We start from the raw sequence: 13,644 nt of genomic DNA, 5'->3' as shown, positions 1-13,644 counted from the left end.
CCCGGCCAGCCGGGCGTTCGGCGCGCGCCGGCGCCGGCCATGGACCTCACCCGCCGGCTGGCCACCGTCCGGTTGGCCGGGGCGCGCGGGCGGCGGCTCGGCCCCGGCGGCGGCCTGGCGCACGTCCGGGACGTGGCCTGCGCCGCGCTGGCCGCCGAGCAGGTGGGCACGGCCCGGCGGTGCCTCGAGCTGACCGTGGAGCACACCCGCACCCGGGTGCAGTTCGGTCGGCCGATCGGCAGCTTCCAGGCGCTCAAGCACCGGATGGCCGACATGTACGTCCTGGTCGAGACCGCCGAGTCCGCCGCGCAGGCCGCCGTGTCCGCCGCAGCCGAGGACCTTCCGGAGGCCGCGGCCGTGGCCAAGGCCTACTGCTCCGAGGCGCTGTGCTCGGTGGCCGCGGAGCTGATCCAGCTGCACGGCGGGATCGCGATCACCTGGGAGCACGACGCGCACCTGTACCTCAAGCGCGCGCACGGCAGCGCCCAGCTGTTCGGGCAGCCGCACGAGCACCTCGCCCGGCTCGCCTACAACTGAGCCACTCCGGTCACCAGTCTGTCCACATCGGACTCGTCGGTGTACGGCGCGATCCCGGCCCGCACCGCGCCCGCGTCGCCGAGGCCGAGCCGGCGGGCGCACTCGGGGGCGTAGAAGCTGCCGGCCGGGGCGTTGACGCCGGCGCGGGCCAGCCGCGCGTACACCGTCTCCGGAGCGAGGCCGTCGACGGAGAACAGCACGGTCGGCGTGCGGGGCCGGTCCGGCGAGCCGTGCAGGGTCACGCCGGGAATGGCCGCGAGGCCCGCCTCCAGCCGGACCCGCAGCGCGGTCTCGTGCTCCTCCATGGCACGCATCGATGCATCCAGCCGATCCGGCCGGGAACCGTTGCCCGGCAACAGACCCGCCAGGAAGTCGACCGCGGCGGTGGTGCCGGCGAGCAGCTCGTAGGGCAGCGTGCCCAGCTCGAAGCGCTCCGGCACGGCGTCGGTCATCGGCAGCAGCTTGTCCGGCCGCAGGGACTCCAGCAGTGCCGGCGACGCGGCGAGCGCGCCGAGGTGCGGGCCGAGGAACTTGTACGGCGAGCACGCGTAGAAGTCCGCGCCAAGCTCGGCGACGTCGACCCGGGCGTGCGGGGTGAGGTGCACGCCGTCGACGTAGACCAGCGTGCCGGCCTCGTGTGCGGCCGCGGCGATCGCCGGCACGTCCGGCCGGGTGCCGAGCAGGTTGGACGCCCCGGTCACGGCGACCAGCCGGGTGCGCTCGGACAGCAGCCCCGCGACCGCCTCCACCGCCAGCTCCCCGGTCGCCGGGTCGAACTCCGCCCACCGCACGGTGACGTCGCGCGCGGCCGCCGCCTGCACCCACGGCCGGATGTTCGCGTCGTGGTCGAGCGCGCTGACGACGATCTCGTCGCCGGACCCCCAGGTCTTGGCCAGCATGCGGGAGATGTCGTAGGTGAGCTGGGTCATGCTGCGGCCGAACACGATGCCGTCGGGGGTGGCGCCGAGCAGGTCGGCCATGGCCCGCCGGGCCTGCCCGACGATCCCGTCGGCCCGCCGCTCGGCCGCGGTCTGCACGCCCCGGTTGGCGATCGCCGCACGCAGCGTGCCGGCCACCGCGTCGGCCACCACGTCGGGAGTCTGGGATCCGCCAGGCCCGTCGAAGTGCGCGGCGCCCTCGTCGAGCGCGGGAAAGTGCGCGCGCACGGCCGAGACGTCGTAGGAAGTGGTTACGGTCATGAGGCCATCTCAGCACGCGCCCGTGCCGACCGGACCGCGCGCGACAGCGCCTCGACGTCGAACGCGCCGTAGTGGCGCTTGCCGTTGATGAAGAAGGTCGGCGTGCCGGACACCCCGCTCAGGTCGGCGGAGTCGACGTCCTCGGCGACCCGACCGGCGCCGCCGTGCTCGCGCAGGTCCGCCCGGAACCGGTCGACGTCCAGACCGATCCGCGCGGCGTGCCGGACCAGGTGCTTGGCCGACAGCGCGTCCTGGTGCTCGAACAGCAGGTCGTGCATCTCCCAGAACTTGCCCTGGGCCGCCGCGGCCTCGGACGCCTCGGCGGCGAGCTGGGCGTCCGGGTGCACGTCCGACAGCGGCAGGTGCCGCCAGACGTAGCGCACGTCGGTGAAGTCGGCGAGCAGCTCGCGCACGACGTCCTCGGCCTGACCGCAGTACGGGCACTCGAAGTCGCCGTACTCCACCACGGTGATCGGCGCCTGCCGCGGGCCGCGGATGTGGTCGCGGTCCGGGTCCACCGGCACCGCGAGATCGACGATCAGGTCGGCCGTGCCGAGCAGCGCGCGATCCCGCCGCGGCTTGGGCAGCAGCGCGGTCGCCCGCGACACGACCCAGGTGAGCACCGAGGCCAGCAGCGCCGCGCTGAGAATGCCGAGCTTGGCCTCCTCGAGCGCCTCGCCGTCGAACGCCAGCGTCGCGATCAGCAGGGACACCGTGAAACCGATACCGGCCAGCGTTCCGGCGCCGGCCACCGCGGCCCAGCCGACCGGCGGCCGAAGCCGTCCCCCGCTCAGCACGGTGACCAGGGCCGACGCGCCGGCGATGCCGACCGGCTTGCCGATCAGGTAGCCGAGCACGACACCCCACGTGATCGGCGAGGTGAGCGCGCGGGACAGGAACTCGCCGCTGATCGCGATCCCGGCGTTGGACAGCGCGAACAGTGGCACGATCACGTAGCTGGTCCACGGGTGGTACAGCAGGGTCAGCCGCTCGTTCGGGGAGACCGCCGAGCGCATCCCGAGGTGTGCCTCGCGGGCCAGCTCCGGCGTCGGCTGCTCGCGGAACAGCCGGAACAGGTCCGACGCCCGCTCCAGATCGGTGCGGCTGGCCGGGTAGGCATAGGTCAGCAGGCCCATGGCCAGGCCGATGACGATCGGTTCGATTCCCGAGTGGACCAGCGCGACCCAGGCGGCGGCGCCGAGCACGAAGTACAGCTGGCCGTACGGCACCGGCACGGCGCGCGCGGCCAGGATCACCGCGAAGATCGCGAGCGCGACCACCAGCGGCGGCACCGAGACGTGCTCGCTGTACGCGGTGGCGATCACGACGAGCGCGACGAAGTCGTCCACCACGGTGATCGTCAGGATGTAGGCGCGCAGCCGGGCCGGGAAGCGCGGACCGGCCAACGCGAGCATGCCGAGCGCGAAGGCGGTGTCGGTGGACATCGCCACCCCCCAGCCGACGGCCGACGGCTGCCCGGCGTTGGCGATCAGGTAGATCAGCACCGGCAGCAGCATCCCGGCAAGGCCGGCGGCCACCGGTAGGGTGAGCCGCCGCCGGTCGCGCAGCTCGCCCATGTCGAACTCGCGGCGCGCCTCGAGCCCGACGACGAAGAAGAAGAACGTCATCAGCCCGCTGTTGACCCACTGGCGCAGGTCCAGCCCGACGCCGGCGTCCCCGAGCGTGATCGACAGGCGGGTCGTCCAGACCGTCTCATAGGACGACGGAGCCAGGTTCACCCACGCCAGCGCGGCCAGCGTGGCGCCGAGCAGCACCGCCGCGCTGCCGGTCTCGGTGCGCAGGAACGCCCGCAGCGGCGTCTGCACGTTGCGCGCCCACGCGGTGCGTCCGGTGTACGGCGCCGCCGCGCCCTCGGGTTCGGACATGTCGCGGATTCAATCACCAGTGAGCCCGATTCCCACGAATGGAGTAACGGGTCTCGCTTTCGTCGTACCCGGGGCATGCGGCATGATCCATGACGGAAAGCGCGGATCGCCATTACACAGAGCCACATCGCGGGGTTTGCCCATGGGTTCGAACGGCCCACGCCCGGGAATGGGCAGGGCCTGGCTCGGCTATGTCGTGGCCGGGCTGCTGGCAGTAGTCCTCTACTACTCGCTTCCCCGGCACGGCGCCGGCATCCCGGCCAGGGTCGCGGTCTACTGCCTGACGAGCACCTCGGCCGCGGTCGCCGTGCTCTGGGCGGTGCTGCGCACCGGGCCGCAGCGGCCGTGGCTGCTGCTGGGCCTCAGCCAGGTGATCTACTCCGCCGCCGACTGCACCTTCTACATCTCGCATTACCTGCTCGGGGTGACCGCGTACCCGTCCGCGGCCGACCTGCTCTACCTCGCGCACTACCCGCCGGTGGTCGTGGCGCTGCTGATGCTGATCCGCCGGCGCACCCCCGGCCGGGACCTGCCGAGCCTGCTGGACGCCTCGATGCTGGCGGTCGTGGCGGCCATGCTCTCCTGGCTGTACCTCATCGGGCCGCAGGCACGGCTCGACGCGCCGCTGCTGGCCTCCCTCACCACGATGGCGTATCCGGTGATGGACCTGGCGATGCTGGCCGTCGCGCTGCGGCTGTTCCTCGGCAGCGGCCGGCGCTCCGGCTCCTTCGCGCTGCTCACCACCAGCCTGGTGGCGATCCTCACCGCGGACACCGTGTACATGCTGCAGCAGGTCAGCGGGACCTACCAGACCGGCAACTTCATCGACGCGATCTGGCTGTCCGGCAACCTCGCGCTGGGCGCGGCGGCGTTGCACCCGACGATGTCCCGGCTCGGCGAGCCGTCCGCCGTGCGCGACCACGTGCTCGGCCCGGTTCGGATCGCCGCCCTGTGCGCCGCCGCGCTGGTCGCCCCGGCGACGCTGCTGGTGCAGTACGCCACCGGCTCGCTGCGCGACATCCCGGTGATCGCCGCGGCCTGCGCGGTGCTGTTCGCGCTGACCATCGCGCGGCTGGCCGGCCTGGTCGCCGACCAGCGCCGGCTGGCCATCACCGACGGCCTTACCGGCCTGCACACCAGGAGGTTCTTCGAGGCGCAGCTGCCGCTCGAGGCCGAGCGCGCCCGCCGGGCCGGCGGCTCGATGGCCGTGTTCATCGCCGACGTCGACCGGTTCAAGTCGATCAACGACCGGTACGGCCACCCCGCAGGCGACCGGGCACTGATCGAGATCGCGAACCGGCTGCGCGCCGCGGCGCGGGCCGGGGACGTGCTGGCCCGCTACGGCGGCGAGGAGTTCGCGCTGCTTGTGCCCGACGCGGGTCCGACCGAGCTGCCGCACATCGCCCAGCGGCTGCGGGACAGCGTGGCCAGCAGCCCGATCACGGTGACCGAGACCGGGTGGATCGCGTCGACCGTGTCGGTCGGGGCGGCCTGCTACCCACAGCACGGGGCCGACCCGGCCGAGGTGATCGCGGCGGCGGACCGGTCGCTGTACGCCGCCAAGGCCGCCGGGGCGGACCGGGCCGTCGTCGGCCCGCCGTTGCCCGACGCGGGCGAGGGCGACCCCGCCATGGTCGACTACCTGTGCCGGGTCGCCGACCAGGTCGACGTGTGCCTGTCCAGCTCGGGGCACAGCGACGCGATCGGCCGCTGGACCCGGCTGCTTGCGGTGGAGCTAGGCTACGACGAGCCGGCCGTCCACGTCGCGGCGCTCGCCGGCCGGCTGCACGACATCGGCAAGATCGCCATTCCGGAGTCGATCCTCACCAAGCCGGCGCCGCTCGACGAGGACGAGTGGCGGCTGATGCGCGAGCACCCCGACTACGGATTCCGGTTGGCCCGCACGGTTCCCGGGTTCTCCGGGGTGGCACAGGTGATCCGGCAGCACCACGAGCGCTACGACGGCACCGGTTACCCGCTGCGGCTGTCCGGCAACGCGATCCGGCGCGAGGCGCGGGTGCTCGCGGTGTGCGACGTGTGGGCGGCCCTGCTCGCCGACCGGCCGTACCGGACGGCGCTGTGCGTCGAGGCGGCCCGCGAGGAGCTGCGCCGCGGCCGGGGCACCCTGTTCGACCCCGACGTCGTCGACCTTTTCCTCGATCTCCACTCGGCCGGCCGCATCGGCACCCTCAACCCGGTGTGGGCATCCGCCACGTAGTCCGACTCTCCGGAATGTAAGGCCTTGGACCTGCCAACAGAACCTCAGGGGACCGTGACGGCACCCAGCCACATTCAACCCGCCATCCGCACCATCGGCTGGAACGTAACGACAGCAGTTAATCCCGGAGAGGCGGAAGAGCGTTCCAGAACATCAGCTCGTAGGCCTGCAGCAGCCGGCCGTGCTCGCGGGCGTCGTCGAGCGGCACGCCGGCGTCCAGCCCGGCCTGGACCGCGGCCAGCGCCTGCTCCTCGAGCTCGGGCACCGGGGTGGCGAAGAAGTCGAAGAAGGCACACGCCTCGTCGGTGAACCCGTAGTGCTGGCGCAGCGCCTGGCCCATCGTGGCGCAGTACCCGCCCCAGGCGGCGAAGTTGGCCAGCATGGCGAGCACCGCCGCGGCCGGCTCGGCGTTGAGCGCGAGCCAGGCGACGTAGGCGGAATAGGCCTGGCAGCCCGGTTGTGGTCGGTAGGCGCGGATCGTCGCCTCGTCGAACCCGGCGGCCTCGGCCAGCGGGGTGAGCATGGGCAGGGCCAGGCTCTCGCCCTGCGCAAGGCCGCTGAAGAACCCGCGGGCGGCCGGCTCCTCGGCCCGTGCGGCCAGCATGAGCAGGCTGCGCCAGTCGCCGGCCACGATCCGCTGCTCCTCCGCGGCCAGCGCGCCGATCGCCGACAGCGGCGCTCTACCCTCGGCGACAAGGGGAACGAACCGGTTCGCGCCCTCCTCCGGGGCGAGCTCCTGCCGGATCTTGTCGAGCAGCTCCTTGGCCGAGCGGGTCATGGGGTTCGCGCTCCTTCATGGTGTCGGGACGGCGAACCCAGCCTAGCGACGGGCGTCAGATCCAGTCGTCGGAGCGCGACCAGGTGATGAGGTTGTCCAGGATTCCTGGCGTCGGCTCGGCCGGCTCGGTCGCGGTGTAGGCGCCGCGGTAGAACAGCAGCGGCCGCTCGTCGCGGTGCTCACCGAGCGCGGTGACCCGACCCACCACCACGTGGTGGTCCCCGGCGTCGTGCACGGTCTCGACCGCACAGTCGATCCAGGTGAGCACGCCGTCGAGCACCGGGGCGCCGGACGGTGCGGGCGTCCAGGCCACGGCCGCGAACTTGTCCACTCCGGACCGCCCGAACACGGTGCTGATCCAGCGCTGGTCGTAGGTGAGCACGTTGACGGCGAAGCAGCCGGCCCGCTCGATGATCGGCCAGGTGCGGGATCGCTTGGCGGGGCAGAACAACACCAGCGGCGGGTCAAGTGACAGCGCGGCGAACGACTGGCAGGCGAACCCCACGGGGACGTCGCCGTCGCACGCGGTCACGACCGTCACGCCCGTGCAGAAGTGGCCGAGTTCCACCCGGAACCGGGTCTGGTCGATCGCCTGGGTGATCACTGCCGGGCGCCGACGCTGAAGTCGTGTCCCCACAGGCTGACCGCGGTGCTCTCCCTGGCGATCCACCGGTCGTCGTCGACCGTGCGACCCTCGCAGCCGAACTCCACGTCGAACCCGCCGGGGGTCTTCATGTAGAACGACATCATCAGGTCGTTGACGTGCCGGCCGAGCGTGGCCGACATCGGCACCTTGCGGCGCAGGGCGCGATCGAGGCACAGCCCGACGTCGTCCGCGTTCTCCACCTCCACCATGAGGTGCACGATCCCGCTCGGCGTCGGCATCGGCAGGAACGCCAGGCTGTGGTGGCGCGGGTTGCAGCCGAAGAACCGCAGCCACGCGGGCGGGCCGTCGGCCGGGCGCCCGACGAGCTGGGGCGGCAGCCGCATCGAGTCGCGCAGCCGGAAGCCGAGCACGTCCCGGTAGAAGCGCAGGGCCGCCTCATCGTCGTGAGTGGACAGTACGACGTGGCCGAGGCCCTGCTCCTCGGTGACGAACCGGTGGCCGTACGGGCTGACCACGCGCCGGTGCTCGAGCGCCGCGCCGTGGAAGATCTCCAGCGTGTTGCCGGACGGATCCTCGACCTTGATCAGGTCGGTCACCCGGCGATCGGCCGCCTCGGCCGAGCTGCCCTCCTTGTACGGCACGCCGGCCGCCTCCAGCCGCCCGCACATCTCACCGAGCTCGCCCATGTTGGCGACCTCCCATCCGGCCGCGGCCAGCCGGTCCCGTTCGCCAGGCAGGATCACCAGCCGGGCCGGGAAGTCGTCCATCCTCAGATACAGCGCGTCCGGGTCGGCGCCCCTGCCCTCGACCATGCCGAGCACCTTGAGCCCGAACTCCCGCCACTTCCCGACGTCCGTGGCCTCGATCCGCAGGTAGGCAAGGGATCTGATGCCCATCATCGGCCTCCGAGGAAGCTCACCGCGAGCCGGTTGAACTCGTCGAACCGCTCGAGCTGTGCCCAGTGTCCACATCGGCCGAACACGTGCAGCTCCGCGCGGGGTATGAGTTTCAGCGCGGCGAGGGCGCCGTCCAGCGGGTTCACCCGGTCCTCCCGGCCCCAGATCAGCAGCACCCGCTGCCGCAGCCGGTAGGCCTCCCGCCAGAGCATGCCCTCCTCGAAGGTCTCCGGCCTCGTGAAGCTCGCACCCATGGATGCCATGGCGCGCAACGACTCGGGGTTGCTGGCGTGCCGGAAGCGCTCGTCGACGAGCTCGTCGGTGACCAGCGACTGGTCGAACACCAAGGTACGGAGAAACTCCGCGAGCTTCTCCTTGCTCGGCCCCGGGGGCGCGGCGAACGCGTAGAGCTTCTTGATGCCCTCGGTCGGATCGGGCGCGAACACGTTCAGGCTCAGCCCGCCCGGCGCCATCAGCACCAGCCGACCCGACCGATCCGGATGCCGGAGCGCGAACCGCACGGCGGTGCCGCCGCCGAGCGAGTTGCCGATCAGGTGGGCGCGTTCGATGCCAAGCTTGTCCAGCAGACCGAGCAGGGCGTCGGCGCTGAACGTGAAGTACTGGCCGGTGATCTCGGGCTTGTCGGAGTCGCCGAACCCCGGCTGATCCACCAGCAGCGTACGGAACTTCTCGGCGAACACCGGCAGGTTGCGGCCGAAGTTGCTCCACGCCGAGGCGCCGGGGCCGCCGCCGTGCAGCATCACCACCGCCGGCCCGGCGCCGGCCTCGTGGTAGTGCAAGCGGAATCCGCCGACGTCGGCGTGGTCAGATCCAGGCATCCTGAACCCTCAGGCCGAGCTCGGCCTGGCCGAACATGGCCAGCGCCTTCTCCGGGTCGTTGATCGCGTGCACCCGCCCGGCGTGCGCGTCGCGCCAGAACCGCTGGATCGGCGTGCCCACCTTCAACGCCCGGCCACCCGCGCTCTCGAACAGCCGGTCCACCGCGGAGATCGCCGCGCCCGTCGCGTTCACCTGGTCGCGCCGCACCCGCATCCTGAGCGGGAACGGAATCTTCTCGCCGGCGCTGGCCAGCTCGTACTCCTCGTCGATGTTCCGCTCGATCTGCAGGATCGCGGCGTCGATCTTGCTGGCCGCCTCGGCGATCCGCAGCTGGTTGAAGGAGTCCTCCTTCGCCTTTCCGCCCGTGGACGCCCGGACACGCTCCCGCGTGTAGCTGACGTAGGCCTCGTAGGCGCCGGTCGCCATGCCGATCACCGGCACCGAGATCGAACAGGAGAACACCGAGGCGAACGGGAGTTTGTACAGCGGCCCGGTGTTCACCTCCTGCCCCGGACACACGCATCTCCCGGTGTCCATGAAGGACAACGTCCGGTGGTCCGGCACGAACACGTCGTCGACGATGATGTCGTTGCTCCCCGTGCCCCGCAGCCCGATCGTGTCCCACACGTCGTCAATCTCATAGTCGTTGCGCGGCAACAGGAACGTCCGGAAGTCCGTCGGCGTCCCGTCCTCGCCGAGCACCAGCCCGCCGAGGAATACCCACGTCGCATGGTCGCACCCGGACGAGAAGCTCCACCGCCCGCCGAACCGGAACCCGCCGTCGACCGGCTTGGCCCGTCCCATCGGTGCATACGACGACGAGACCCTGGTGTCGTCGTCCTCGCCCCACACCTCGCGCTGCGCCCGATCGTCGAACAGCCCGAGTTGCCACGGGTGACACCCCAGCACCGACGCCACCCACCCGGTCGACCCGCACGCACTGGAGATCAGCCGCACCGCCCGGTAGAAGTCGACCGGATGCGACTCCAGCCCGCCGTACCGGCTCGGTTGCAACAGCTTGAAGAACCCGGTCTGCTGCAGCGCCTTGATCGACTCCTCCGAGATGCGCCGCGCATCCTCCGTCTCCTGAGCCCGCTCCCGGAACACCGGCAGCAACTCGCGCACAGCCTCGACGACCTGCTCGCTCATGCCCCCAGACTAGAACACGTTCTCGTTTCTGTCGATCCCCAGCAGGTAGCGACCCTGTGCACAACCTGTGGACAACCGATTTGGTGATTCCGCCGCTCACCCCCTCACGCTTGCCCCAACGAGCCGCCTACCCTAGGCGGCAGAGAGGGGAACCATGACCGAGCTGATCGAACTCAGGGCGCGCATCACCCGGCTGGAGGAGCGAATGGACGATGTCCAGAACCTCGCCGAGGGCACGGATCAGGAGGTGTCCGGCTGGCGCGGTGTGCTGATGCGCCACACCGATGTGCTGAACGGAATGTCCGAAAGTCTCGACCGCTTCCGGCGCTCAATCGACGAGCGCTTCGCGAAGGTCGACGAACGATTCGCCAAGGTCGACGAGCGCTTCGACAGGCTTGAGGCGAAGGTCGACGATGGCTTCACCAAGATCAATCTTAGCCATGCCGAGATCATCGCGCGTCTGAACGTCGCAATCGGCCGGCCTGACGACGAGACCTGATTCCGCCAGGTCGCATCTCTCCCTCGACACACAGCGCACCCCTCCAGCCCGTTGCGGCCAAACTCGGGCTGTAGCAAGTGCACGCCTACGATCAGGAAGGAATGAAATGACGGAACCAGACGCGATCCGAAGCGAGCTTGACGACCTTCGCAGTCGCGTCGTCGAGTAGGAAAACCTCATGCGCCACAAGATCCGCGATTCGTGGACCGCCAAGACTGTCGCCACGGAGGCCGACCGCAAGGTTTCCGACTATCGAGTCGAGATTCGCGAGGGCTTCGCGAAGATCAACGCGGATCTGGTTCACATCACCGAGCTGCTGGAGGCTTCCCGTTGAATTTCTAGGGCGATGTCGATGAGCTGATCCTCTTGGCCGCCAACCAATTTCCGCTCTCCGGCACGGGCGAGGATCTGGGCTCCGGACACGCCGTAGCGCTCCGCCTGGGTGTAGGCGTGGCGGAGGAAGCTGGAGTAGACGCCGGTGTAGCCCATGATCAAGGCCATTCGGTCGAGCAGGCATTCGGTGGGCATGGTGGGGCGGACGACGTCCTCGGCGGCGTCGACGATGGCGAAGAAGTCGATGCCGGTGCGGATGCCGAGCTTGTCGCAGACGCCGACGAAGGCCTCGACGGGGGTGTTGCCGGCGCCGGCGCCGAAGCGACGGGTGCTGCCGTCGATCTGCACGGCTCCGGCCCGAGCGGCGGCGATCGAGTTGGCCACGCCGAGGCCGAGGTTCTCGTGGCCGTGGAAGCCGACGGTGGCGTCCGGACCCAGCTCGGCGACCAGGGCGGAGACCCGGTCGGCGACCTGCTCGAGCACCAGCGCGCCGGCGGAGTCGACCACGTAGACGCACTGGCAGCCGGCGTCGGCCATGATCCGGGCCTGGCGCGCCAGCACCTCCGGGGCGACGGAGTGGGCCATCATCAGGAAGCCGACGGTCTCCAGGCCGCGGTCGCGGGCAAGGCCGAAGTGCTGCACGGAGATGTCGGCCTCGGTGCAGTGCGTGGCGATCCGGCAGATCGACGCCCCATTGTCGGCCGCGACCAGGATATCGTCCTTCACGCCCACGCCGGGCAGCATCAGGAACGCGATCCTCGCCCGCCGCGCCGTCGCCACCGCGATCGAGATCAGCTCCTGCTCGGGGGTGCGGCTGAACCCGTAGGTGAACGAGGAGCCGCCAAGCCCGTCGCCGTGCGTCACCTCGATGACCGGCACGCCGGCCGCATCGAGCGCGGCCACGATGGACCGGGCCTCGTCGGCGGTGAACTGGTGCCGCTTGTGATGCGAGCCGTCGCGCAGCGAGGTGTCGGTGACGCGAACGTCGAGCGTGTCAGAGAACGTGTTGGGCAGCAACGGAAACCTCCTCACCGACCCGGGCGGCGGCCGCGGTCATGATGTCCAGGTTGCCGGCGTAGGGCGGAAGGAAGTCGCCGGCGCCCGCCACCTCGAGGAACACCGCGACGCGGACGGTGTCCGGACCGGCCGGGTCGAACTGCGGCTCGGACAGCAGCCGGTATCCAGGCACGTACGCCGCCACGTCGTCGACCATCCGAAGCACGGACTTCCCCACCTCCTCCAGGTCGGCGGGGGCGGGGACGGCACAGAACACCGTGTCCCGCATGATCATGGGCGGGGTCGCCGGGTTCAGCACGATGATCGCCTTGCCCCGCGCGGCGCCGCCGACCACCTCGATCCCCCGGCTGGTCGTTCGGGTGAACTCGTCGATGTTCGCCCTGGTCCCCGGCCCGGCGGAGGCCGAGGACACCGTGGCGACGATCTCGGCGTAGCTCACCGGCGCCACCCGCGACACCGCGTGCACGATCGGAATCGTCGCCTGCCCGCCGCAGGTGATCAGGTTGACGTTCACCGCGTCCCCGTGCGCGCCGAGGTTCACCGGGGGGACGACGTACGGCCCGACCGCGGCCGGCGTCAGGTCGATCGCCCGGATTCCCGCCTCGGCGTACCGCGGCGCGTTCGCCCGGTGCACGGACGCCGACGTCGCCTCGAACACCAGATCCGGCAACGGATCCCGGGCCAGCAGCCAGTCCACGCCGTCCACTGTGGTCTCCAGGCCCAGCGCGGCGGCCCGCCGGAGCCCGTCGCTGGCCGGATCGATGCCCACCATCCAGCGCGGCTCGATCACCGTGGAGCGCAGCAACTTGTACAACAGGTCGGTCCCGATGTTCCCGGACCCCACGATCGCCGCCGACACGGTCACGGCGCACTCCCTTCGAACGTCAGCGAAACCTCCCCCAGACCGGTGAACACCGCGCGGAACGCGTCGCCCGGCCGGGCATCGATCGCCCGGGTACAGGAGCCGGGCAGCACGATGTGCCCCGCCCGCAGCCGAATCCCGAACCCGGCGACCTTGCGCGCCAGCCAGGCGACGGCGATCGCCGGATCTCCCAGCACCGCGTCCGACCGCCCTTCGGCCACCACCGACCCGTTGCGCCACAACCGCGCATCGATTTCGCGAATATCCATATCGGACGGTGGGATGCGGGCCGAGCCGAGCACGAAGCCGGCCGAGGAGGCGTTATCCGCGATCGTGTCGGCAAGGCTGATCCGCCAGCCCACGATCCGGCTGTCGATCAGCTCGATGGCCGGCGCCAGCGCCTCGGTCCGGTCCAGCACGTCCCGCTCGGTGCACCCGTCGCCGGGCAAATCGTCGCCCAGCACGAAGGCGACCTCCACCTCGACCCGCGGGTAGCAGTACCGACCCGGGTCGACCGGAACGGACTCCGACAGCCGCATGTCGGCGAGCAGGTGCCCGTAGTCCGGCTCGTCCACGCCCATCATCTGCTGCATGGCCTTGGAGGACAGGCCGACCTTATGCCCGACGACCGGACCCGCACGCCGGTAGATGTTCAGCAGCTGGATCTGGTAGGCGTCCACCGCGTCGAGCTCCGGGTACATCAGGACCGGCGGATCGATCGGCGCGCGATCCCGCTCGGCGATCCGCAACCGCCGTGCCAGCTCGATCCGCTGCTCGCCCGTGAGCACCGTGTCCTCCATCTCGGGAATGTTGGCCATTGTCA

Annotated in this window: 14 protein-coding genes; 4 read left to right on the top strand and 10 right to left on the bottom strand. The window is 71.0% G+C overall.

Features of this window, described 5'->3' with window-relative positions; translation table 11 throughout:
• Positions 1–537, top strand: a 537-nt coding sequence (locus VGX25_RS20455) for an acyl-CoA dehydrogenase family protein (protein ID WP_326919443.1), incomplete at its 5' end; no start/stop codon positions are given.
• Here the strand turns inward: VGX25_RS20455 and VGX25_RS20450 are convergent.
• On the bottom strand, positions 528–1,736 hold the full coding sequence (locus tag VGX25_RS20450; RefSeq protein WP_326919442.1) for a cysteine desulfurase-like protein: 1,209 nt from the start codon (positions 1,734–1,736) through the stop codon (positions 528–530). The two genes, VGX25_RS20455 and VGX25_RS20450, sit on opposite strands and share 10 nt — an antisense overlap.
• Positions 1,733–3,622 carry a Na+/H+ antiporter NhaA gene (locus tag VGX25_RS20445; protein ID WP_326919441.1) on the bottom strand — a complete coding sequence of 630 codons (1,890 nt, stop codon included), beginning with the start codon at positions 3,620–3,622 and terminating at the stop codon, positions 1,733–1,735. The genes VGX25_RS20450 and VGX25_RS20445 overlap by 4 nt, the downstream gene beginning before the upstream one ends.
• Before the next feature lie 142 nt (positions 3,623–3,764).
• On the opposite strand from VGX25_RS20445, the gene VGX25_RS20440 reads away from it, so the two are divergent.
• The gene (locus tag VGX25_RS20440; protein WP_326919440.1) at positions 3,765–5,840 is read left to right on the top strand and encodes a diguanylate cyclase; all 2,076 of its coding nucleotides are present in this window, start codon (positions 3,765–3,767) and stop codon (positions 5,838–5,840) included.
• A gap of 118 nt (positions 5,841–5,958) precedes the next feature.
• Here VGX25_RS20440 and VGX25_RS20435 read toward each other — a convergent pair whose 3' ends face one another.
• Genes VGX25_RS20435 through hsaA form a run of 5 tightly spaced genes read right to left on the bottom strand, consistent with a single transcriptional unit; the run spans position 5,959 to position 10,110 of the window.
• Positions 5,959–6,618: a transcriptional regulator gene (locus tag VGX25_RS20435; RefSeq protein WP_326919439.1), complete on the bottom strand. Its 660-nt coding sequence runs from the start codon at positions 6,616–6,618 to the stop codon at positions 5,959–5,961.
• A gap of 55 nt (positions 6,619–6,673) precedes the next feature.
• Positions 6,674–7,222, bottom strand: coding sequence for a 3-hydroxy-9,10-secoandrosta-1,3,5(10)-triene-9,17-dione monooxygenase reductase subunit (gene hsaB, locus VGX25_RS20430; protein ID WP_326919438.1), 549 nt, complete (start codon positions 7,220–7,222; stop codon positions 6,674–6,676).
• Positions 7,219–8,121: an iron-dependent extradiol dioxygenase HsaC gene (hsaC, locus tag VGX25_RS20425; RefSeq protein ID WP_326919450.1), complete on the bottom strand. Its 903-nt coding sequence runs from the start codon at positions 8,119–8,121 to the stop codon at positions 7,219–7,221. The genes hsaB and hsaC overlap by 4 nt, the downstream gene beginning before the upstream one ends.
• Positions 8,121–8,960, bottom strand: a complete 840-nt coding sequence (gene hsaD, locus VGX25_RS20420; protein ID WP_326919437.1) for a 4,5:9,10-diseco-3-hydroxy-5,9,17-trioxoandrosta-1(10),2-diene-4-oate hydrolase — start codon at positions 8,958–8,960, stop codon at positions 8,121–8,123. The genes hsaC and hsaD overlap by 1 nt, the downstream gene beginning before the upstream one ends.
• Positions 8,947–10,110: a 3-hydroxy-9,10-secoandrosta-1,3,5(10)-triene-9,17-dione monooxygenase oxygenase subunit gene (gene hsaA / locus VGX25_RS20415; RefSeq protein ID WP_326919436.1), complete on the bottom strand. Its 1,164-nt coding sequence runs from the start codon at positions 10,108–10,110 to the stop codon at positions 8,947–8,949. The genes hsaD and hsaA overlap by 14 nt, the downstream gene beginning before the upstream one ends.
• A 154-nt stretch (positions 10,111–10,264) precedes the next feature.
• Here hsaA and VGX25_RS20410 point away from each other — a divergent pair, with 154 nt between their 5' ends.
• Positions 10,265–10,609 carry a hypothetical protein gene (locus tag VGX25_RS20410; RefSeq protein WP_326919435.1) on the top strand — a complete coding sequence of 115 codons (345 nt, stop codon included), beginning with the start codon at positions 10,265–10,267 and terminating at the stop codon, positions 10,607–10,609.
• Between the two features lie 178 nt (positions 10,610–10,787).
• Entirely contained in the window at positions 10,788–10,943 is a 156-nt protein-coding gene (locus VGX25_RS20405; protein WP_326919434.1) for a hypothetical protein, read from the top strand.
• On the opposite strand, the gene dmpG is transcribed toward VGX25_RS20405, so the two are convergent.
• The 3 genes from dmpG to VGX25_RS20390 are packed head-to-tail and all read right to left on the bottom strand — an operon-like array spanning position 10,910 to position 13,621.
• A complete protein-coding gene (gene dmpG, locus VGX25_RS20400; RefSeq protein WP_326919433.1) occupies positions 10,910–11,959 on the bottom strand; it encodes a 4-hydroxy-2-oxovalerate aldolase in 1,050 nt (349 codons plus the stop codon). The genes VGX25_RS20405 and dmpG overlap by 34 nt on opposite strands.
• Entirely contained in the window at positions 11,937–12,824 is an 888-nt protein-coding gene (locus tag VGX25_RS20395) for an acetaldehyde dehydrogenase (acetylating) (protein ID WP_326919432.1), read from the bottom strand. Before VGX25_RS20395 ends, dmpG begins: the two co-directional genes overlap by 23 nt.
• Complete coding sequence (locus tag VGX25_RS20390) at positions 12,821–13,621, bottom strand: 2-keto-4-pentenoate hydratase (protein WP_326919431.1); 801 nt, start codon at positions 13,619–13,621, stop codon at positions 12,821–12,823. The genes VGX25_RS20395 and VGX25_RS20390 overlap by 4 nt, the downstream gene beginning before the upstream one ends.
• Between the last annotated feature and the right edge of the window lie 23 nt (positions 13,622–13,644).

The sequence above is a fragment of the Actinophytocola sp. genome (assembly GCF_035942955.1).
Taxonomy (GTDB): Bacteria; Actinomycetota; Actinomycetes; order Mycobacteriales; family Pseudonocardiaceae; genus DASYTH01.
This window is presented reverse-complemented; position numbering and strand designations above follow the sequence as displayed.

What these genes read in the sequence shown, in the direction of transcription:
- hsaA (WP_326919436.1), bottom strand. Translation starts at nt 10,110, where the DNA reads ATGAGCGAGCAGGTCGTCGAGGCTGTGCGCGAGTTGCTGCCGGTGTTC.
- VGX25_RS20390 (WP_326919431.1), bottom strand. Translation starts at nt 13,621, where the DNA reads ATGGAGGACACGGTGCTCACGGGCGAGCAGCGGATCGAGCTGGCACGG.
- VGX25_RS20440 (WP_326919440.1), top strand. Translation starts at nt 3,765, where the DNA reads ATGGGTTCGAACGGCCCACGCCCGGGAATGGGCAGGGCCTGGCTCGGC.
- VGX25_RS20405 (WP_326919434.1), top strand. Translation starts at nt 10,788, where the DNA reads ATGCGCCACAAGATCCGCGATTCGTGGACCGCCAAGACTGTCGCCACG.
- VGX25_RS20445 (WP_326919441.1), bottom strand. Translation starts at nt 3,622, where the DNA reads ATGTCCGAACCCGAGGGCGCGGCGGCGCCGTACACCGGACGCACCGCG.
- VGX25_RS20450 (WP_326919442.1), bottom strand. Translation starts at nt 1,736, where the DNA reads ATGACCGTAACCACTTCCTACGACGTCTCGGCCGTGCGCGCGCACTTT.
- hsaC (WP_326919450.1), bottom strand. Translation starts at nt 8,121, where the DNA reads ATGGGCATCAGATCCCTTGCCTACCTGCGGATCGAGGCCACGGACGTC.
- VGX25_RS20435 (WP_326919439.1), bottom strand. Translation starts at nt 6,618, where the DNA reads ATGACCCGCTCGGCCAAGGAGCTGCTCGACAAGATCCGGCAGGAGCTC.
- hsaD (WP_326919437.1), bottom strand. Translation starts at nt 8,960, where the DNA reads ATGCCTGGATCTGACCACGCCGACGTCGGCGGATTCCGCTTGCACTAC.
- VGX25_RS20410 (WP_326919435.1), top strand. Translation starts at nt 10,265, where the DNA reads ATGACCGAGCTGATCGAACTCAGGGCGCGCATCACCCGGCTGGAGGAG.